This is a genomic window from Streptomyces sp. NPDC002835, from assembly GCF_053591995.1.
Genome location: NZ_JBSFUW010000006.1, coordinates 19167 through 40288 on the forward strand (window position 1 = coordinate 19167; position 21122 = coordinate 40288).

At 70.7% G+C, this 21122-nt stretch carries 16 protein-coding genes; 7 read left to right on the forward strand and 9 right to left on the reverse strand.

From position 1 onward, the window contains the following. The first annotated feature begins 163 nt into the window (after positions 1-163). The 3 genes from ACWD01_RS08465 (at position 164) to ACWD01_RS08475 (ending at position 5094) form a co-directional block, all read left to right on the forward strand. A complete protein-coding gene (locus ACWD01_RS08465) occupies positions 164-2779 on the forward strand; it encodes an alpha-L-arabinofuranosidase C-terminal domain-containing protein (protein WP_451159442.1) in 2616 nt (871 codons plus the stop codon). A 219-nt stretch (positions 2780-2998) separates the two neighbouring features. Continuing rightward, positions 2999-4141, forward strand: a complete 1143-nt coding sequence (locus ACWD01_RS08470) for a Gfo/Idh/MocA family protein (RefSeq protein ID WP_451159444.1) — start codon at positions 2999-3001, stop codon at positions 4139-4141. Continuing rightward, a complete protein-coding gene (locus ACWD01_RS08475; protein ID WP_451159446.1) occupies positions 4138-5094 on the forward strand; it encodes a DUF6807 domain-containing protein in 957 nt (318 codons plus the stop codon). Before ACWD01_RS08470 ends, ACWD01_RS08475 begins: the two co-directional genes overlap by 4 nt. 16 nt (positions 5095-5110) lie before the next feature. Here the strand turns inward: ACWD01_RS08475 and ACWD01_RS08480 are convergent, their stop codons facing one another. The 7 genes from ACWD01_RS08480 to ACWD01_RS08510 all read right to left on the reverse strand — a co-directional run bounded on the left by ACWD01_RS08480 (position 5111) and on the right by ACWD01_RS08510 (position 16110). Continuing rightward, a complete protein-coding gene (locus ACWD01_RS08480; RefSeq protein WP_451159448.1) occupies positions 5111-7849 on the reverse strand; it encodes an exo-rhamnogalacturonan lyase family protein in 2739 nt (912 codons plus the stop codon). Positions 7850-7907: 58 nt separating this feature from the next. Continuing rightward, a complete protein-coding gene (locus ACWD01_RS08485) occupies positions 7908-8495 on the reverse strand; it encodes a hypothetical protein (RefSeq protein ID WP_451159450.1) in 588 nt (195 codons plus the stop codon). Between the two features lie 6 nt (positions 8496-8501). Beyond that, a complete protein-coding gene (locus ACWD01_RS08490; protein WP_451159452.1) occupies positions 8502-9362 on the reverse strand; it encodes a carbohydrate ABC transporter permease in 861 nt (286 codons plus the stop codon). Continuing rightward, the gene (locus ACWD01_RS08495) at positions 9359-10339 is read right to left on the reverse strand and encodes a carbohydrate ABC transporter permease (RefSeq protein WP_451159454.1); all 981 of its coding nucleotides are present in this window, start codon (positions 10337-10339) and stop codon (positions 9359-9361) included. The genes ACWD01_RS08490 and ACWD01_RS08495 overlap by 4 nt, the downstream gene beginning before the upstream one ends. Beyond that, a complete protein-coding gene (locus ACWD01_RS08500) occupies positions 10339-11622 on the reverse strand; it encodes an ABC transporter substrate-binding protein (RefSeq protein WP_451159456.1) in 1284 nt (427 codons plus the stop codon). The genes ACWD01_RS08495 and ACWD01_RS08500 overlap by 1 nt, the downstream gene beginning before the upstream one ends. 662 nt (positions 11623-12284) lie before the next feature. Continuing rightward, entirely contained in the window at positions 12285-13856 is a 1572-nt protein-coding gene (locus ACWD01_RS08505; RefSeq protein ID WP_451159458.1) for a glycosyl hydrolase 53 family protein, read from the reverse strand. 232 nt (positions 13857-14088) lie between these two features. Next, positions 14089-16110, reverse strand: coding sequence for a beta-galactosidase (locus ACWD01_RS08510; RefSeq protein ID WP_451159460.1), 2022 nt, complete (start codon positions 16108-16110; stop codon positions 14089-14091). A 205-nt stretch (positions 16111-16315) separates the two neighbouring features. Here ACWD01_RS08510 and ACWD01_RS08515 point away from each other — a divergent pair, with 205 nt between their 5' ends. Genes ACWD01_RS08515 through ACWD01_RS08530 form a run of 4 tightly spaced genes read left to right on the forward strand, consistent with a single transcriptional unit; the run spans position 16316 to position 20538 of the window. Beyond that, positions 16316-17626: an ABC transporter substrate-binding protein gene (locus ACWD01_RS08515; RefSeq protein WP_451159462.1), complete on the forward strand. Its 1311-nt coding sequence runs from the start codon at positions 16316-16318 to the stop codon at positions 17624-17626. Positions 17627-17628: 2 nt separating this feature from the next. After that, positions 17629-18570, forward strand: coding sequence for a carbohydrate ABC transporter permease (locus tag ACWD01_RS08520; protein ID WP_451159862.1), 942 nt, complete (start codon positions 17629-17631; stop codon positions 18568-18570). After that, a complete protein-coding gene (locus tag ACWD01_RS08525) occupies positions 18567-19484 on the forward strand; it encodes a carbohydrate ABC transporter permease (RefSeq protein WP_451159464.1) in 918 nt (305 codons plus the stop codon). Before ACWD01_RS08520 ends, ACWD01_RS08525 begins: the two co-directional genes overlap by 4 nt. Positions 19485-19509: 25 nt before the next feature. Beyond that, on the forward strand, positions 19510-20538 hold the full coding sequence (locus ACWD01_RS08530; RefSeq protein WP_451159466.1) for a LacI family DNA-binding transcriptional regulator: 1029 nt from the start codon (positions 19510-19512) through the stop codon (positions 20536-20538). 92 nt (positions 20539-20630) lie between these two features. Here the strand turns inward: ACWD01_RS08530 and ACWD01_RS08535 are convergent, their stop codons facing one another. After that, the gene (locus ACWD01_RS08535; protein WP_451159864.1) at positions 20631-20771 is read right to left on the reverse strand and encodes a DUF7848 domain-containing protein; all 141 of its coding nucleotides are present in this window, start codon (positions 20769-20771) and stop codon (positions 20631-20633) included. An 84-nt stretch (positions 20772-20855) separates the two neighbouring features. After that, positions 20856-21056, reverse strand: coding sequence for a hypothetical protein (locus tag ACWD01_RS08540; RefSeq protein ID WP_451159468.1), 201 nt, complete (start codon positions 21054-21056; stop codon positions 20856-20858). Positions 21057-21122 lie beyond the last annotated feature (66 nt).

Here is a 21122-nt window from a genome sequence, read left to right on the forward strand (position 1 = left end):
CAACGTTCGAGAAGGTGGCGTAAGTCAACGACCGGGTTCGCGTCATGTCAACAGCCCGCGCAGACCCGCGTATTGACGCACCCGGACCGGCTCCCCCATGCTCGCCATGCGCTATTTCGCACAACGTTCGGCATCTCGAACGAATTGTCTCTAGGAGAGCCCCATGGCAACCCGCACGACAAGCACGCGCGCGCCATCCCGACGCCCATGGACGAAGCCGTGGCCCCGTCTGTGTACGGGCATCCTGCTGGCCTGCACCCTCGGCGCCGGCCCGGCCACCGCGTCGGACGTGCCCGGCGCGGCCGCCGCGGCCGATACGCCCGCCGCACCCGCCGCACCTGTCACCGACTACAGCCTCACCGTCGATCCCTCCGGCCGCGGCGCCTCGATCGACGACTCGATGTACGGCATCTTCTACGAGGACATCAACCGCGCCGCGGACGGCGGTCTGTACGCGGAGCTCGTACAGAACCGCTCCTTCGAGTACGACCGTACGGACAACTCCTCGTACACGCCCCTGACTTCATGGGCCACGACCACGGCGGGGGCCGCCACCGCCGAGGTCGTCGACGACGACGGCCGCCTGAACGAACGCAACAGGCGCTATCTGCGGGTGTCCCTCGACGGACCCGACGCCGGCGTGCGGCTCACCAACAGCGGATACAACACCGGCATCGCCGTGCGGGCCGGGCAGCGGTACGACTTCTCGGTGTGGGCCCGCACCGACCGGACCGGCGGCACCCCGCTGACCGTCTCCCTGGACGACGCGTCCGGAGCCCTCGCCGAGCCGCTGACCGTCCGGGCCGGCAGCGACCGCTGGACCCGCTACACGGGCACCCTCACCGCGAGCCGCACCAGCACCGAGGGCCGGCTCACCGTCGGCGCCGGCGGCTCCGGGACGCTGCGGCTCGACATGGTCTCGCTCTTCCCGAGGAACACGTACAAGAACCGGCCGAACGGCATGCGCGAGGACCTCGCCCGCAAGATCGCCGCCCTGCAGCCCGGCTTCCTGCGCTTCCCCGGCGGCTGCCTGGTCAACACCGGGAGCCACGAGGCCTACGAGGCGCCCGACTGGGAACGCAGCCGCTCCTACCAGTGGAAGGACACCATCGGGCCCGTCGAGCAGCGCGCCACCAACGCCAACTTCTGGGGCTACAACCAGTCCTACGGCCTCGGCTACTACGAGTACTTCCAGTTCGCCGAGGACATCGGCGCGATGCCCGTACCCGTCGTCCCCGCGCTGGTCACCGGCTGCGGCCAGAACCGCGCCACCGACGACCCCGAGCTGCTGCGGCGGCACATCCAGGACACGCTGGACCTGATCGAGTTCGCCAACGGGCCCAGGACCTCGCCCTGGGGCGCGAAGCGTGCCGAGATGGGCCACCCGAAGCCGTTCGGCCTCACCCACCTCGCGGTCGGCAACGAAGAGAACCTCCCCGACGAGTTCATGGCCCGCTTCACCCAATTCCGCGACGCCATCGCGGAGCGGTACCCGGACATCACCGTCATCAGCAACTCGGGCCCGGACGACACGGGGCCCGTGTTCGACCGCGCCTGGGAGCTCAGCCGGGCGGCAGGCGCCGCCATGGTCGACGAGCACTACTACAACAACCCGTCGTGGTTCCTGGAGAACAACGACCGCTACGACTCGTACGACCGCGAGGGCCCCCAGGTGTTCCTCGGCGAGTACGCCTCCCGGGACAACCGGTTCCGCAACGCCCTGGCGGAGGCCGCCTTCATGACCGGCCTCGAACGCAACGCGGCCATCGTCAAGATGGCGTCCTACGCACCGCTGCTCGCCAACGAGGACTACGTGCAGTGGCAGCCGAACATGATCTGGTTCGACAACCACCGGTCGTGGGGCTCGGCCAACTACGAGATGCAGAAGCTGTTCATGACCAACGTCGGCGACCACGTCGTGCCCAGCGAGGCGTCCGGCACCCCGGCGGCCGAGGCCGGCATCACCGGCGCGGTCGGGCTGTCGACCTGGGCGACCAGCGCCTCGTACGACGACGTCTCCGTCACCTCCGCCGACGGCCGCACCCTGCTCCGGGACGACTTCTCCGGCACCGACTCCCAGTGGACCAGGGCGGCGGGCCGCGGCTCCTGGCAGATCGAGGACGGGGCGTTCGTCCAGTCCGACGACGCCGCCGAGGACACCATGGTCACCGCCGGGGACCCGCAGTGGGAAAACTACGACCTGCGGGTGAAGGCCACGAAGAAGTCGGGCCGCGAGGGCTTCCTGGTCGCCTTCGGCGTCAAGGACACCGGCAACCACTACTGGTGGAACCTCGGCGGCTGGAACAACACCCGTTCCGCCGTGGAACAGGCCGAGCACGGCGCGAAGAACGTCGTGATCGAGGACGGCACGACGATCAACGCGGGCCAGGAGTACGACCTGCTGGTCAAGATCCGCGGCCGGCAGGTGACGCTCTTCCTCGACGGCAAGGAGTGGGGCAGCTTCACCGACCGACCGGCGGAGCCCTTCCGCCAGGTCGTGACCTACGACCGGGCCCGCGGCGAGCTCGTCGTCAAGGTCGTCAACGCCCAGGACGCGTCGGCCCGCACCCGTATCGACCTCGGCCGCCGGACCGACGTCTCACCGGTCGCCCGCCTGACGACCCTCGCGGGCGACCCGGACGCGGTCAACACGGCGACGGCCACCCCGATCAGCCCGAAACGCTCGGTGCTGCGCGGCGTGGACAACGCCTTCAGCCACACGTTCCCGCCGAACTCGGTGACGTTCCTGCGCATCGAGGCGACCACGCCCGGCGGCTGACCGGTCAGTCCCGGCGCGCGTAGCCGCGGCCCGCGCCCCGCCCCGGCGACCCTCGGGAGGTCCTGAGTCCCTGATCCGCCGGGGCCGGGCCCGGGTCACGTTCTGACGTGCCCGGCCCTCGCCCCACGCGCACCCGTCCCTTGTCCCGCCGCGGCCCGCACCCGTAAAGTGGCCGGACAGCAAGCGCTTTCTAGCGCGCTCTCCCTGAGGAGCAACCCCATGTCTCGCCCCACCAGGCGGCTGCGTGCCGCCGTCGTCGGTACCGGAGCCATCGCGCGCGGCAGCCATCTGCCCGCACTGGCCGACCACGCCGACGCCGTGGAACTCATCGCCGCCGTCGATGTGAACACCGCGCAGCTCGACGCGTTCCGCGCCGTCGCCGGTGCGGGCGTCGAGGGCTACGCCGGCGTCGGCGAGATGCTGGCCGGCGCCCGCCCCGACCTGGTGCTGCTCGCGTCGCCGCCCGCGTTCCACCGCGAGCAGACCGTGGCGGCGCTGCGGGCGGGCGCCTGGGTACTGTGCGAGAAGCCGTTGTGTCTGTCGCTCGCCGAGTTCGACGCGATGGCGGCGGCCGAGGGCAAGGACGGCTCGGGCGGGCCGTATCTGTCCGTCGTCTTCCAGCACCGCTACGGCTCCGGGGCCGAGCACGCCCGCGAGCTGCTGAGCGCCGGAAAGCTCGGCGCGCCGCTCGTCGCCCACTGCCAGACCACCTGGTACCGCGACACGGACTACTACGCCGTACCGTGGCGCGGCCGTTGGGCCACCGAGGGCGGCGGCCCCTCCATGGGGCACGGCATCCACCAGATCGACCTGCTGCTGCATCTGCTCGGCGAGTGGACCGAGATACGCGCCATGGCGGGCCGCCTCGTTCACGACGTGGAGAGCGAGGACGTCTCCACGGCGCTCGTGCGCTTCGCGAACGGCGCGATGGCCACCGTCGTCAACAGCGTCGTGTCGCCGCAGGAGGTCAGCCGGATCCGCGTCGACTGCGCCGACGCGACCGTCGAACTCACCCATCTCTACGGGCACTCCAACGACGACTGGAGCTACACCCCCGCCCCGCACGCCGCCGCCGACGAGCAGCGCGTCAAGGCGTGGCGGACGCCCGCCGCCGAGGTGCCGAGCTCGCACTCCGCCCAGCTGGCCGGTGTCCTCGCGGCGATGCGCGCGGGGACGCGGCCGCCCGGCGGCGGGCCGGACGCCCGCCGGACCCTGGAGTTCGTCGCCGCGCTGTACAAGTCGGCCTTCACCGGACTGCCCGTGCGGGCCCGTGAGATCACGCCCGGCGACCCGTACTACTCCGCCATGCACGGCGGTCACCCCGACTGGGCGCCCGTCCCCGCCACGGGCGGCGGCCGGTGAGCGCCCCGGTCCAGATCACGCACACGCACGGCGAGAAGGTCGTCGTCTCGTGCGCGGGCGTGGAGCTGATGACGTACGTCTACCCGCCCGACCCCGAGGCGTTCGAGTCCCGCAAGCCGTACGTCCATCCGCTGCGGACGCTGTCCGGCCGCGTCGTCACGGGCTACCGCCCCAATGACCACCGTTGGCACAAGGGCCTGCAGATGACGGCCAGCCATCTGTCCGGGCAGAACTTCTGGGGCGGCAACTCCTATGTGCACGGCGAGGGTTACCTTCCGCTGCCGGACCGGATCGGCTGGATGCGGCACGACGGTTTCGACGCCCTGACGGCCGAGGACGACCGGCTGACGCTGGCCGAGCGGCTCACCTGGATCGAGAACGGCGGGACCGAGTGGGCTCGCGAACGGCGCACCCTCACCGTCCACTCCGTGGAGCCGGAGGCCGGGTCGTGGGCGCTCGACTGGTCCATACACCTCACCAACGTGCGTGACGAGCCGCTGCGCTTCGGCTCACCGACGACCGCCGGCCGTCAGACGGCCGGCTACACCGGGCTGCACTGGCGCGGCCCGCGCGACTTCACCGGCGGGCAGGTCTTCGGCCCGAACGGCCCGGACAGTCAGCACGGACCGGAGGGCCGGCACGGCGACGGAGAGGCGGGGGCCGCCGCTCTGATGGGACGGCACACGCCCTGGCTGGCCTTCACCGCCGTGCACGACGAGGTCGACGCGTCCAGCACCCTCGTCTTCGCCCACGCGCCGGAGAACGAGCGCGCGATCCATCCGTCCCACTGGTTCGTACGGTCGGAGCCGACCCCGACGGTCGCCTTCTCCTGGGCGTTCCACGAGGAGTTCGCGCTCCCGCCGGAGGCCGCCTTCGCCTACCGCTACCGGATCGTGGTGGCCGACGGCGCACTGGACCGCAGGGGGATCGAGTCCCGCCTGCGGTCCTGGTGACACAGTCCGAAGGGCGTTACGGCATACGGTCGCCCAGCAGCGCCAGGTTCTCGATCGCTGCGAGGCCGTAGAGCGAGGTGTCGTTGGTGTGGACCCAGTTGGCCTCACTGCCCGGCACCAGTGTGACCGGGCCGCCGACCTCCTCCGTGGCCCAGGGGGCGGACTCCTTGTAGCCGTCGCTGTTGTAGAACTTCTCCCAGGCGCGCCGGGCCAGCTTCTCGTCGCCGGTCTGCACGGCGGCGTACGCGTCGAGCCGCGAGTGGCCCTGGAAGAGGATCAGCGAGCCGAAGTGCGAGCCGTAGCGCGCGGCCTGTTCGGCCTTGGTGGCGTTGAAGTAGCGGCAGTAGTCAAGGTATGCCTCCTTGAACTCCGGCATGTCGACGAGGTCGATCAGTTCGGCGCACAGCTCGTTCAGGCCGAAGACCGCGGAGAGGTGCGAAACGCCGACCTTGGGCTCCTTGTCGATCGCGAACCGGCCGGTGTCGAGGTCGTAGAGCCCGCTGCCCTGGACGAAGCCGTTGGGCTGGGCGGCGATGGTCTCCATCGTGGAGAGCACCCTGGCCTTCGCCTTGGCCGCCTTGGGGCCGCCGCGCTCCCATTCGGTGAGCCAGGCGGAGACGAGGCCGCTCCAGTCGGTGCCGAAGCCGATGGACAGGGCGTGGCGGTCGGGGGTGTACGGCTCGGTGCGGATCTTCCGGATGGGGTCGAGGGCGAGGAAGGTCTCGTCGGAGTCGACGTTGGCGTGCATCAGGTCGCCGGTGCGTTCGTCGGCGGTGAGGAAGTAGTAGAACCGGCGGTACGTGGTGTTGGCGATGCGCTGCTGCTTGGCGCTGTCGGCGTAGTGCTGGATGCCGTGCCGGGTGCCGAGGCCGGCCCATTCGCCGAGGTGGTAGACGTCGACCTCGCCGGTGTGGCGGGTCATGGCCTCGGCGAACCGGAAGATGTCGGCGCGGCCGGAGCGCAGGTAGGCGTACCAGAGCCAGAGGTCGGGCGAGAGTTCTGAGTTGTCCCAGGCGTAGCCGCCGACGTCGTAGCGCCACTGGTGCCTGGCCGGGTCGTAGCTGTGCATGATGTCGCCGTAGTCCCAGAAGCCGTACCAGCGCCGCATGTCGACCTGGTCGCGGTAGTACGTGAAGAGGAAGTCGAGGTGGTCCTCGATCCGGGCCTTGGCCGGGGTGGAGCGGTCGGGCTCGGCGAACAGGCCGCCGAAGACCTTGGCGGACACGAGTTGGGCGGGCGGCGCGGCGAGCTGGGGCGGGGTGCGGACGGCGGCCGTCTCCTTCGCCAGGGTGCCGGCGCCGGGGGTGGAGTCGTGGGCCCAGAAGAGGAGTTCGCTGGTGCGGGCGATGCCGTAGGGGGTGCCGAAGCCGGGCTCGTAGTCCTCGTAGGTGATGTTGAGCCCTTCGAGCTGCTTCTCGTAGGTGTCCTGGCCGAGGCCGTCGTGGTAGAAGCGCAGATCCATCGGCTGGGCCTCGGGGGACCAGAGCCAGAGGGTGACTTCGGCGCTGTCGGTGTGGGCGTCGCGGATGTCGAGTCCAGCGGGGTGCTTCTCCCAGAAGTCGCGCAGCCCGAAGGACAGACCGCCGCTCGCGCCGCCGACGTAGCCGAAGCCGGAGGCGCGTCGGCCGCCGCCGGCCGCGATCCAGCCGTGGCCCTTCTTGGTGCGCTTGCGCACGGTGAAGCCGTCGGCGGAGAGCTGGCTGAGGGTGTAGTCGCCCCAGTCGGGCACCAGGTGGAGCCGGCTGGTGACCCGCTGGTCCCAGGTGGCCGGGTCGGGCAGCTTCCGGCCCTCGAACTGGGCCGCCTGGACGGCCGCTCCGGGGTCGCGGCGCAGTCCGGTGACGCCCTTGACGGCTTCGCGCAGCATGCCGGTGCCGTCGCCGCCGATCCGGATGTGCCGGTCGTACGCCGGGTCCCGCATCGGCACGGTGAAGCGGACGCCGAGCCCGCGGATGAAGTCGCCGCTCGCCATGCCGGGCTCCTGGGTGCCGTCGTAGGTGATGGTGTGCACCATGCGGAACGACTCGGCGCCCGCGTAGAAGTAGAGCCGGACGGAGAAGGGCAGCCAACTGCGGTTGCCGCGGCGGTGCTTGCCGTCGATGCGGACCACGGCGCGTACGGGCCCGTCCTGTTCGACCCGGGTCTCGGCGATGTGGCTCTCGAAGCGTTCGTAGATCTCCCTGCCCTGGTCGCCGTCCTCGATCTCGCCCTGGCGGAGCATGACGAGCCGTCCGTCCCTGGCGATCTCGGTGGAGCCCCGGGTGACGGACTTGACGAGGCTGGATCCGCTTCTGCCGAGTTTCGCGGTGATGACGCCGGTGGAGACGGTGACCGTGCCGCCCGTGGTGGTGACGGTGACCCGCCGCGCGGGGGCTGCGGCGCTGCCGGCGGTGAGGGTGAACGCGTCCGCGGTCCGCTCGGGGCCGATGGCGTGGGCGCTCCACTTGAGGGACCCGTCGGGCCACTGGGCGAGGGGCCAGGACTGGACCGGGACCTCCCGGCCGTCGGGGGTGGCCAGCGAGAAGGTCTGGTCCTTGGGGTAGGCGCCCTTGGGCCAGGGCACGCCGAGCGTGGTGCCGGGGGCGGCCCCGAGCCCGTCGGCCTCGAGCCATTTCAGGGTCACCGGCTGGGGGTCGGCGGCCTCGGCCCTGGGCGCCGCCTGGGCGGTGCTGCCGCCGAGGGCCCAGCTGAACTGGGCGGCCGCGCCGGCGGCCGCGGCCGCCGAGAGCAGGGTTCTGCGGGAGATGGGGGACATGACAATTCCTTCCGTACGACCGTGCGGGCGGGAAGAGGAAGCGGTACGGACAAAGCGGTCAGCGGGCGGCGTACCGTGTCTCGACGGCCACCGCGGCCGCCGCGACGGCGCCGGTCACCGGGACGGCGAGCGGCGCCATGAACCAGGCGGAGGCCGCCACCACGGCGAACCCGCCGACCAGCAGCAGCGATCCGGCCGGGTCGCGTACGGTGCGCCGGGCCGCCGCGGGCAGCAGGTCGCGCCAGCGGGCGCCGGGGTGCCAGGCGGCGGCCGCGCGCAGCACCGCGACGACGGCGGCGATGAAGGCGAGGACGCCGACGGTGCCGGTGAACGGCCCGCCGGGCAGCCCGGCCCGTACGGCGGCGAGGTTCACCCAGAGCAGCCACAGCGCCACGAGGCCGGACAGGCCGACGAGCCAACCGCCGCGCGCCGCGGCCGTGAAGTCGGCCGCGAACAGCCGCCACCCGGACGCGTCGTGGCGCAGATGGCGCCGCAGATGACGGGCCCCGGCGGCGAACGCGGCCGGGGCCGTCAGCAGCGGCAGGGCGGCGAGGGCCATCCACACCCCGGTGAGCAGGCACTCGGCGAAGACGCCGAAGCCGGTGGAGAGCCGGGAGGTGTGCTGTGTCGCGGATCGCGCTGCCATGGGCGGTCAGCCCTTCAGGCCGGAGGTGGCCATGCCGTCGATGAGATAGCGCTGGAAGGCGAGGAAGAACGCCAGCACGGGCAGCAGCGCGACGAGCGACATGGCGATCATGCCGCCGTAGTCGGCGACGGCGTCCTGGTCGATGAACATCTTCAGACCCAGCGAGACGGTGTACTTCTCCGGCTCGTTCAGATAGATCAGCGGGCCCATGAAGTCGTTCCAGGCGTTGATGAAGGTGAAGATGGCGCTGGTGATGAGCGCGGGCCGGCACAGCGGCAGCACGATCGACCAGTAGATCCGCAGATGCCCGCAGCCGTCGAGCCGGGCGGCCTCGTCCAGTTCCTTCGGCAGGTTCCGCATGAACTGGAGCATGAGGAAGACGAAGAAGGCGTCGGTGGCGAGGTACTTGCCGAGCAGCAGCGGCACATAGGTGTTGATCAGTTCCATCTTCTGGAACAGCACGTACTGCGGGATCAGGATCACGTGGTACGGCAGCAGCAGGGTGCCGATCATCAGCGCGAACATCAGATTCCGTCCGGGGAACCGGATCTTGGCGAAGGCGTACGCGGCGAGCGAGCAGGACAGCAGCACGCCGGCCACGGAACCCACCGCGAGCAGTGTGGAGTTCACGAAGAAGGTGGAGATCGGGATGTCGGCGATGCCCTCGGTCAGCCGCCGGTAGTTGTCGGCGATCGGCTCGGTGGGGAACAGGTCGAGACTGCCGACGATGTCACCGCTCGGCTTGAGCGAACCGCCGATCACCCAGGCGACGGGGTAGAGCACGACGCCGAGCACCGCCAGCGCGCCGACGTGCCAGCTCAGCGAGCCGGTGCGACGCCGCCGGACGGTGGTGGATGTGCCGCTCATCGGGCCGCCTCCTCGTAGTGCACCCAGCGCCGCTGGGACCAGAACAGCACCGCGGTGACCAGGCCGACCGCGACGAGCAGCATCCAGGCCATGGCGGAGGCGAGGCCCATCCGGCTGTTCTCGAAGCCTTGTTGGTACAGGTAGCAGGTGTAGACGAGGGTGGCGTCGGCGGGCCCGCAGGTGCCGTTGCTGATGATGTACGCCGACCCGAAGATCTGGAACGAGTGGATGGTCTCCAGCAGGACGTTGAAGAACATCACCGGCGAGATCATCGGCAGTGTGATGCTCCAGAACCGCCGCCACGGTCCGGCGCCGTCGACCTGGGCCGCCTCGTACAGCTCCCGCGGCACCTGCTTGAGTCCGGCGAGGAAGATGACCATCGGCGCGCCGAACTGCCAGACGGTGAGGGCCACCAGGCTGTAGAGGATCCACGCCGGGTCGCCGATCCAGCCGCCGACGTCCATGCCGAAGAACGACTGGGCCCGGTCCACCACGGCGTCGTCGGAGAACAGCGCGCGCCACACGATGGCGACGGAGACGCTGGCGCCGACGAGCGACGGGGCGTAGAACGCGGCCCGGTAGAAGGCCTGGCCGCGCCGGCTCTGCGCCAGCAGCAGCGCCACGCCGAGGGCGAGGAGCAGCTTCAGCGGGGTGCCGATCAGGACGTACTTGACGGTGACCTCGACGGAGGTCCGCCAACGGGGGTCGGCGAACATCTCGGAGAAGTTGCCGAGGCCGATCCACTTCGGGGAGGCGAAGAGGTCGTAGTCGGTGAAGGCGAAGTAGAGCGAGGCGACCATCGGGCCCACGGTGAGCAGCAGGAAGCCGGCCATCCAGGGCGTCATGAACAGATAGCCGACCAGCCCGTCCCGCCGCACGTGGCCCCGGGCGGCGGGCGGGGCCGTGCCACGGGCCGGGAGCGGCTCGCCCGCCTGCCCCTCGGCCGCCGCGGGCTTCGTCACGGTGGTGCTTCCCATCAGGAGTCCAGAGCCGTCTTCGCCTCGGTGAAGAACTGCTTCACGGAGTTCTCGACAGGGGCCTTGCCGAGCGCCATGTCACCGGAGATCCGCAGGAACGCCGCCTCCACGATGTCGGCGCCGGCGGGGTGCGGGGTGATGGGCTCCAACACACCGGCGTCGGCTATCTGCTGCTCGTACGCGGCGATCTTCTTGCTGACCGGGTCGGCGGGCTCGAACGCCTCGAACTGCTCGGTGGTCGAGAGCACTCCGCGGTCGTACCCCATGATCCGGCCGGCCTCGGGGTCGTGGACCATGAAGCTGATGAAGGTCGCGACCTCGGCGGGGTGCTTGGTGCGGGCGCTGCCGCTGAGCATCAGCGAACCGAGGTACTGGCCGGTCCGCTTGCCGTCCTTGGTGGGGATGGGCGCGATGGCGTACGAACTGTCGCCCTCGGCGGTGTAACGCGCGGTGAAGTTGTCCCAGGTGAACTCGCCGCCGGCCAGCCCCTGCGCGAGAGCGGACTTGGGCTTGATCTGCTCAACCTTCTTCGGGTCGGCGTACAGGCCGGACTTGACGCGCTTCATCGCCTCCGTCCAGTACGGGATCAGGTCGCTCTCGGTGAAGCCGAGTCCGTTCTCGGTGAAGAACGCCTTGCCGTTCTGGCGGAGTATCAGGTCGTAGAGGTACATGATGCCGAAGGGGCCGGAGTCGCCGGCCCGGCCGGCCTTGTCGTGGATCCTGACGAGGGCGTCGTCCCAGTCGTCCCAGGTCCAGCCGGCCTTCGGGGTGACGCCGGCCCTCTCGTAGACCTTCTCGTCGATGATGTAGCCCATCGAGTTGGAACCGACGGGGACGCCGAGGAGCCTGCCGTCGATCTCGCCGAACTTCTCCAGGCCGGCCCGGAAGTCGGTCAGGTCCAGGTTGCCCTTCTCGGCCTGCGGGGCGAGGTCGAGCAGCACGCGCTTGGCGTCGTACTTGCGCAGGAAGCCGACGGCGTTCTGGAAGACGTCGGGCGGGTTGCCGCCCGCGGCCTGGGTGTTGAACTTCTTCCAGAAGTCCGCGTACTGCTGGAAGTCCGTCTTGACCTTGATCTTCGGGTGCTTCTCCTCGAAGAGGGCGATGGTCTTGTTGATCTTCTCGGCCCGGTCGTCCGCACCCCACCATGCGTAGCGGATGGTCACGGGGCCGCTGGAGGAGCCGCTGCCCGCGCCGCAGCCGGCGGCGGTGAGACCGGCACCGGCAAGGGACGCGCCGGCCGCCTTGAGGAAGGTCCGCCTCTCCACGTGCCTGGACATACGCATGATGCACCCTCTCGCCATGATGACTTGATGTGTGATGACTCGGTTGATGACTGCCTGATGAATGAATCGTTTCAGGAAAGCGCTTGCCACGAAATGTATGGGCGTGGCGAGATCGCGTCAACGGTTTGGGCGACGCCGAATTTCAACGACCGTCCGTCCGACATGCCGAACATCATGCGGGATGCCGGACGTTGGACGACGGTAACGGACGCCCGGGGCCTGCGCCAGAGTCCCTGCGCGCGGCTCTGGCGGGGGCGGGGCGGGGGCGGGCGGGTCCGGGCCGGTTCGGCGCAGCCCGTACGGGGGCCGTTCCGTGCGGGGCCGTTCGTGCGGGGCCGTTCCGTACGGGCTGCGCGCGGGGGCCGGGCGGCAAGAGGATCGCGACGCCGAAGGTCATCACGACCACGGCGCGCGGCGGGGCTGCGGCGAGGCCGGCCCGACCCGCCGCGCGCGTGGCGTGAACGCGGGACCGTGCGGCGCCCGTCGCCCCGGAGGTGGCGGCTCCGGGCCCGCCGCACACGGCCCACCGCCCGGGCCGCGCACCCCAGGAGCACCCGGGGGCGGCAACCAGGGCCGCACACCGGTGACGGCCAGTCGCGCCGTCAGGCGAGCCGGGATCATGAATCGATTCACGATCTCGACTCACCCACTCACCACCGCCCTCAGCGGTGCCCCAGCCACCCCGCCGCGGGCAGCAGCCTGTCGTCGTAGCCGAACAGGGCCTGGTTCTCCCACGCGTTGCCCGACGACGGATCCGCCAGGTCCCAGCCGTTGCCCTTGACCGCCGTCCACGTCGGGTCCCAGTAGATGACGCCCAGCCCTCGCCCGCCGGGCACCGCCTCGACCACGTTCATCACGTCGCGCACCCAGGCCGCCTGCCCCGCCGGCGTCGCCGGGTAGCCGGCGACGAGCTCGCCGGGGAGGTCGATGATGTTCTCGTGGCCGTCCTCGTCGTCCAGGCGGAACGGATACGCGGTCTCCGCGACCATGACCGGCTTGCCGTAACGGGCGGAGATGTCGTCCAGGTTGGTCTGGAGGTCGGACAGCGCGCCGTGCCAGTAGCCGTAGAAGGACAGGGCGATGACGTCGAAGCGCACCCCCTGCGCGGTGGCGTTGTCGAACCACCAGCGGTAGAGGCCGTTGTCCCCGCCGTGCGCCAGGTGCAGGGCGACCCGGGTGGAGGAGGAGACCGCCTTCGCCGCGTCGGTCCCGGACTTGAGGAGTCCGGCGGTGCGGCTCCAGTCGGCCGTGGAGCCCTCGGGCCAGAGCATCCCGGTGTTGATCTCGTTGCCGATCTGCACCATGTCGGCGGTGGTGCCCTGCGCCTCGAGGGCGTTCAGGACGTCGTACGTGTGGTCGTACACGTCCTTCTTCAGCTGCTCGTACGAGTGCGAGGACCAGGCCGCCGGCTTGGTCTGGGCGCCCGGGTCGGCCCAGATGTCGGAGTAGTGGAAGTCGACCAGCACCTTCATGCCCCGGGCCTTGATGCGCCGGGCCATCTCCAGCACGCGCGCCTTGTCGTTGTAGCCGTCGGCCGGGTCGACCCAGACCTTGAGCCGGCCGTAGTTCGCGCCCGCGGAGCCGAGGATGCCGAGCGCGTCCCCGGCCGTGCCGCCGCTGGTGCGGTAGGTGCCGCCGAAGTCCTCGCTCTTCTTGAGCATGGAGACGTCGACGCCCTTGACCGGGAGCCCGGAGGAGCCGGGGGTGAAGGCGAGGTCGTCGACGTTGATCCAGTTCCCCGCCTTCGCGTCGGAGTTGATGCTGACGGTGCACTGACCGCCGGTCACCCGGACGGAGGTGACGATCCGTATCCACTTCCCGTCGGGCGTGGGCGGCAGGTCGGTCCGCTGCTCGGCCGAGCCGCAGTTGCGCAGGGCGAGGTACGCGGAGTTCTGGCCGCCGCTCGAGCGCACCCAGGCGCTGAGCCGGTAGCTGCCGTTGCTGAGGCCGGTCAGGTACTGGTACGTCTCCACCTTGTACGCGGAGGACGACCAGTGGGAGAGGCGGCGGCTGCCGCTGTGCCCGCCGGCCTCGGCGTACGAGGCCGCGTCCTGACCGGTGGCCGAGTAGGTGGACCAGCCGGAGGTGCCGGACTCGAAGCCGGCGTTGGTGAGGGTCGAGGCCGCGCCGGCCTGTTGGGCCGGCAGGGCGGTGAACAGCAGGGCGCCGAGCGCGGGCAGGACCGCGGCTCTCAGCAGCCGTGGGCGGGAGGTGCGTCGTGCCTGGACGTGCATCGTCGAGTCCCTTCGACGGTGGTGGGCGAGGACGGGTGGTGCACCTGCCCGGGGGCGGCCGCCTCCTGGGCTCGCTTCCCGGCGGGCGCTCGATGCCGGTGTCGACGTTCTTCGGCCCGCGGTCGCCTTTCGCTCCCTCGGCCTCGCGTCGCTTTCGACACCGTCGCGCCCTCCGGTCGGTTCGCGGCAGGCTCGGCGGCCGCCCCCGGGGAGTTCTGGTCCGGTCGGCAGGTCAGGCGTCGAGCTGTACGACCCTGACGGCGCCGGCCGGGACGGTGAGCTGCCCGGCGGCGCGCTCGCCGCCGAGGAGTTCGGTGCCGGGCGCCTCCAGCGGCACCTTGGCGTCGTGTTCCGTGTGGTTGATCGCGAAGAGGAAGTCGCCGCTCTCTCCGGAGCGGCGCACCACCTCGACGTCACGGGGAAGTCCGGTGCGCGGTGCGAGGCCCGCGTCCTCACCGGCGCTCTGGAGGACCGTGTCCAGTCCGGCCGGGCCCAGCCGGGTGGACACGTACCAGGCGGTGCCCCGGCCGAGCCGGTGCCGGGTGACGGCCGGGCCCCCGGCGGCCGGGCCGTCTGCGTACGTCCACACGGTCTCGGCGCCGCGCGGGACGACGAACTCGGTCCAGACGTCGGCAGTCACAGGCGCTGCGCCGGGGCCGTCGACGCGTACGCTCTCGCCCTCCCCGAGCGGCGACCACTCCTCCACCGTGAGGCCGAGCACGTCGCGCAGCGCGCCCGGGTAGGGGCCGGGGTGCACGGCGTCGTGCTCGTCGACGATGCCGGAGAAGTACGAGACGACGAGCGTGCCGCCGCATCCCACGTACGCGCGCAGATTGCGGCCGGCTTCTCCGGTGGCGAGGTACAGGGCGGGCACGACGACCAGCGGGTAGGCCGACAGGTCGGCCTCGGGGTGGGCGAAGTCGACGGTCAGGTGCCGGTCGTAGAGCGCCTCGTAGAAGCTGTCGGCGCGCTCGCGGGCGTCGTGGTCCTCGCTGGGGCGCCATTCCAGGTTCTGCGCCCACCAGGACTGCCAGTCCCACACCATGGCCGCGTCGGCGACGGTACGGGTGTCCTTCAGCGCGGCGAGCGAGCCGATGTCGGCGCCGAGGCGGACGACCTCGCGCCAGATCCTGGAGTCGGTACCGGCGTGCGGCAGCATCGCGGAGTGGAACTTCTCCGCGCCCTTGCGGGACTGGCGCCACTGGAAGAACATGGCGCCCTCCGAGCCGCGGGCCACGTGCGCGAGGGAGTTGCGGGCCATCTCGCCGGGGCGCTTGGCCGGGTTGCGGGGCTGCCAGCTGACGCCGCTGGTGGAGTGCTCGAGCAGCAGCCAGGGGCCGCCGCCTGCGACGGAGCGGGTGAGGTCGGCGGCCATCGCCAGGTTGACATGGGTGCGGCGGCCGTCGGTCATCAGATAGTGGTCGTTGGTGACGAGGTCGACCTCGCGGCCCCAGGCCCAGTAGTCCACGGTGTCGCACTGGCTGAGCGCGGTCATGAAGTTGGTGGTGACGGGGACGCCGGGGGCGAGGCGGTGCAGGATGTCGCGCTCCGCGCGGAAGTTCTCGCGCATCGTGTCGTCGGCGAAGCGGCGGTAGTCGAGCTGGTGGGCGGGGTTGCCCGCGGTGGGGGTGAGCCGCGGCGGGTCGATCTCGTCGAGTGTGCCGTAGCGCAGGCCCCAGAAGGTGGTTCCCCAGGCGTCGTTGACCGCCTCGACGGAGCCGTAGCGGCCCTGGAGCCAGCGCCGGAAGTGGGCGGCGCAGTTGTCGCAGTAGCAGGCGCTGACGGGCACGCCGTACTCGTTGTGGACGTGCCACAGGGCGAGCGCGGGGTGGCCGGCGTACCGCTCGGCGAGCCGGGTGGTGATTGCGGCGGCGGCCTCGCGGTAGGCGGGGCTGCTGTGGCAGATGGCGGCGCGTGAGCCGAAGGCGTGGCGTATGCCCTCGCGGCTGACGGGCAGGGCGTCGGGGTGGGCGCGGTAGAACCAGGCGGGCGGGGAGACCGTGGGGGTGCCGAGGTCGGCGTCGACGCCGTTCTCGTACAGCAGGTCCAGCAGCCGGTCGAGCCAGCCGAAGTCGTATGTGCCGGGCCGGGGTTCGAGCAGGGCCCAGGAGAAGATCCCGACGCTCACCATGGTCACTCCGGCCTCGCGCATCAGCCGGACGTCCTCGTCCCAGACGCTCTTCGGCCATTGCTCGGGGTTGTAGTCCCCGCCGAAGGCGAGCCGGGCGCGGCCCTGGTGAGTGGTCTCCGGCATGAATCTCTCCTGAGGCATTGGATCCAACATGAATCAAAGATTCTGGGAACGTGCACACATCCATATCGATGCGATGACGCAACATAACCGCACACGAACAACCATTGACAAGCGTCCGGGACGTTTCTCTACTGTGAACGCTCACAGATGCAGAGCCGGCCACCGCGCCCCGCGGACCGGCCCTTCGGCCAGGGAGAAACAACCCATGTCCCACTCGCTGCACCGCCGCCTCGCGGCCACCGCCACCGCCGTCGCCCTCGGTGCGACGGCGCTCACCGCCTGCGGCTCGTCCGACGGTGGCGACCAGGCCGCGTCCGGCCCTGTGAAGCTCACCTACTGGGCCTGGGCGCCCGGCATGGACAAGGTCGCGGACCTGTGGAACAAGAAGAACCCTGACATCCGGGTCACGGTCCAGAAGCAGGCCTCCGGCGACGACCTCGTCACCAAGATCATCACGGCGCACAAGGCGAAGAAGGCCCCGGACCTCGTCCAGGCCGAGTACCAGGCACTGCCGACGCTGGTGAGCAACGACGCCCTCGCCGACATATCCGACGAGGTCGGCGACGCGAAGGACGAGTTCGCCCCCGGCGTGTGGCAGCAGACCACCCTGGGCTCCGACGCCGTGTACGCGGTGCCCCAGGACTCCGGGCCGATGATGTTCTACTACCGCGACGACCTGTTCCAGAAGTACGGCCTCGACGTCCCGGTCACCTGGGAGGAGTTCGCGCAGACCGCGCGCGAACTGAAGAAGAAGGCCCCGGACAAGGCCCTTACCACCTTCTCCTCCAACGACTCCGGACTCTTCGCCGGGCTCGCGCAGCAGGCCGGAGCCCGCTGGTGGACCATCGACGGCGAGAAGTGGAAGGTCGGCATCGACGACCCCGCCACCAAGAAGGTCGCCGACTTCTGGGGCGGTCTCGTCGCCGAGGGCGCCATCGACAACCAGCCGATGTACACCCCCGCCTGGAACAAGGCGCTCAACACCGGCGAGCAGATCGCCTGGGTCAGCGCCGTCTGGGCGCCCGGCACGCTCACCACCGCGGCCCCCGACACCAAGGGCAAGTGGAAGATGGCCCCGCTCCCCCAGTGGTACGACACGAAGAACGTGACCGGCAGCTGGGGCGGCTCCACCACCGCCGTCACCACGGACTCGAAGCACAAGGCGGCCGCCGCGAAGTTCGCCACCTGGCTCAACACGGACGAGGAGGCGCTGGCCGCCCTGGTGAAGGAGAGCGGCATCTACCCGGCCGCCACCTCCGCCCAGACCAGCGGCATCCTCGTCGAGGCCCCCGAGTTCTTCGCCGGCCAGCCCGACTTCTACAGCCGCGCCGCCGAGATCGCGAAGACCGCCGCCCCCGCCCACTGGGGCCCCAACGTGAATGTCGCGTACGCCACCTTCAAGGACGAGTTCGGCAAGGCCGCCAAGGCCAGGGCCGACTTCGGCGCCGCCCTCGGCCGGATGCAGGACGCCACCGTCGCGGACCTGGAGAAGCAGGGCTTCGAGGTCGCCAAGTGAGCATGTCCTCCGCCGGCCGAAGGGCACCGGGGAGAAGGACGCCGAACGGGGTGAGGACCGCCCCGTACGGCTTCCTCCTGCCGGCCGTCGTGCTCTTCGCCCTGTTCTTCGCGCTGCCCGTCGGATACGCGCTCTGGCTCAGCCTGCACAAGGTCGACGTCCAGGGCCTCGGCCTGGGCAAGAACGCCCGGACCGAGGTCTGGGCGGGCCTGGAGAACTACACCGCCGCCCTCACCGACTCCGATCTCGGACACGGCGCCCTGCGGGTCCTCGGCTACGGGGCGATCGTCGTCCCCGTCATGCTGGGCCTGGCCCTGCTGTTCGCGCTGCTCCTGGACACCGAGCGGGTCCGGGCGCGATCCTTCTCCCGGCTCACGATCTTCCTGCCGTACGCCATCCCCGGCGTGGTCGCCGCGCTGCTGTGGGGCTTTCTGTACCTGCCGGACGTCAGCCCCTTCCACCACGTCCTGGAACGGCTGGGGCTGCCGCAGCCCGACCTCCTCGACGGCGGACCGCTCTTCGTGGCCCTGGCCAACATCGCGGTCTGGGGAGGCACCGGCTTCAACATGATCGTGATCTACACCTCGCTGCGGTCCATCCCCGCGGAGGTGTACGAGGCGGCGAAGCTCGACGGCGCGACACCGCTGCAGATCGCCCTGCGGATCAAGATCCCGATGGTGGTGCCCGCGCTGGTATTGACCTTCTTCTTCTCGGTCATCGCCACCCTCCAGGTCTTCAGCGAGCCGACCACGCTCAAGCCGCTGACCAACGGCATCTCCACCACCTGGAGTCCGCTGATGAAGGTCTACCACGACGCCTTCGTGGCGGGGAACGTCTACGCGGCCTCGGCCACCGCCGTGGTCCTCGCCGCCGCGACGTTCGTCCTCTCCTTCTCCCTGCTGCGGGCCTCCGACTCCCGTGCCAAGCGCCAAGGAAACCGATGAGCACGCCCACCCTCCCCGCACGGCGCCGCCGGACCGTCCCGGCCGCCGGCACCACCCCCGGCACCTCCCAAGGACCGCCGCCCGGCCGCCGGATCGCCCTGCTGCCCACCGCGGCGCTGCTGCTCGGCGCGCTGTACTGCCTGCTGCCGGTCGCCTGGGTCCTGGTCGCCTCCACCAAGTCCGGTGCCGAACTCTTCTCCACCTTCACCTTCCTGCCCGGCAGCGGCTTCGGCGACAACGTCACCGACCTCGGCGCCTACCGCGACGGCATCTACTGGCGCTGGATGGCCAACTCCGGTCTCTACGCGGGCCTGGGCGCCGTGCTCTCCACGATCGTCTCCGCCGTCTCCGGGTACGCCCTCGCCGTCTACCGCTTCCGCGGCCGGGAGGCCCTGTTCAACGTGCTGCTCGCCGGCGTGCTCATGCCGCCGGTCATCCTCGCCATCCCCCAGTACCTGCTGATGGCGAAGGCCGACATGACGGACTCGTATCTGTCCGTGCTGCTGCCGCTGATCCTCTCCCCGTACGGCGTCTACCTCGGGCGGATCTACGCCCAGGCGGCCATCCCCATGGAGCTCGTCGAGGCGGGCCGGATGGACGGGGCCGGAGAGTGGCGGATCTTCCTCCGGGTGGGCGTCCCCATGATGGCGCCTGGCCTGGTGACGATCTTCCTCTTCCAGTTCGTGGCGATCTGGAACAACTTCCTGCTGCCGTACATCATGCTCAGCGACGACGAGAGGTTCCCCATGACCGTGGGCCTGTTCACCCTGCTCGCCCAGGGCAGCAGCACACCCGCCCTCTACACGCTGGTGATCACCGGCGCGCTGCTCGCCATCGTCCCGCTCATCGCGCTCTTCCTGGTCGTCCAGCGGTTCTGGAGCCTGGACCTGCTGTCCGGAGCCGTAAAGTCATGACCGCACGGGAACGAGGGGACACACCATGAACCGCGGCCCAGACGGCAAACGCCGGCCGGTGACCATCCACGACGTGGCGCGCGAGGCCGGAGTGTCGCGCGGCACGGTCTCCCGGGTGCTCAACGGCGGGCACTACGTCAGCCCGGCCTCGCAGACGGCCGTCAACAACGCGATCCGCAGGACCGGTTACGTCGTCAACCGGCATGCCCGGTCGCTGATCACCGGAAAGTCCGACTCGGTGGCCTTCCTGCTGACCGAACCCCAGGAGCGCTTCTTCGAGGACCCCAACTTCAACGTCCTGCTGCGCTCCTGCACCCAGGCGCTCGCCGCGCAGGACATCCCGCTGCTGCTGATGATCGCCGGCAGCGAGGACGAACGGCGCCGCAACCTGCGGTACATCGAGGCCGGCCACGTCGACGGGGTGCTGCTGGTCTCGAGCCACTCCGGCGACCCGGTGGCCGGGGAGCTCCAGGCTGCGGGCGTGCCCGTGGTCGCCTGCGGCAAGCCCATCGGCCAGCAGGCCAAGGTCAGTTACGTGGCGGCCGACGACCGGGAGGGGGCCCGCGACATGGTCCGCTACCTCCACGCGTCCGGCCGCCGGCGGATCGCCACGGTCTCCGGCCCGCTGGACACGCCCGGCGGTGTCGAGCGCCTCGCCGGCTACCGCGAGACGCTGGCCGAATGCGGACTGCCCGCCGACGAGTCGCTGATCGCGACGGGCGACTACAGCAGGTCGAGCGGCGAACAGGCCGCCGAACTCCTCCTGGACCGCGCCCCGGACCTCGACGCGGTGTTCGTCGCCTCGGACCTGATGGCCCAGGGCGTCCTCGACACACTGAGCCGCGTCGGTCGCTCGGTGCCGGACGACGTGGCGGTCGGCGGCTTCGACGACTCCCCCGCCGCCCTGTCGACCCGCCCCCGCCTCACCACGATCCGCCAGCCGTGGGACCGGATCAGCCGGGAGATGGTGCGCATGCTCCTGGCCCGCATAGGCGGCGACGACCCGGCGGCCGTCATCCTCCCGACCGAACTGGTACGCCGGGACTCGGCCTGACCCTGGGCGGCGCGCGAGCCCGGGCCGGGGCGGCGGGGTGGCGGGGCGGCGACCAGTACTTGCTCCGCGCCTCCCGTCCGCCGCCCGGTTCGTCACTCCGCCCGGACCACCAGAGCGAACGACGTGCGCAGCCGCCGGAACGACGTGTGCCCGCTGCGGCCGGTGTGGCTCATGCACTCGACGTCGACCGCCGCCGAGTCCTCCGAGGGCGTCGCCCGCCACTCGCACCACAGGCACTCCGCCTCGTAGGTGACGTCGGTGTCCGGGTGCTCGACGGATGCGGTGCAGCACGTAGCGGTAGGCCGCCCTCGGGACCGTCACCGGTGATCCCGGGGATGGTTCCGGATCTCGGCCGCGACCAGGAATGCCTTCCTGTCCTCCCCTCGCCTCCGGGCCTCGCCCAGCTCCCCGTCCAGTGCGGCGCAGACACCGCAGCCGTTCGCGGGGTGGGCCTCGAAGATCCAGTTGTCGATGGGCAACTCAAGGGGAGCAGTGTGGTACCGCGTGGGCTCGCTCATGAACGGGACGCTACGGATGACGAGTTCGGCAAAGTGAGGGATATTCTCGATTATTCTCGCGACCGG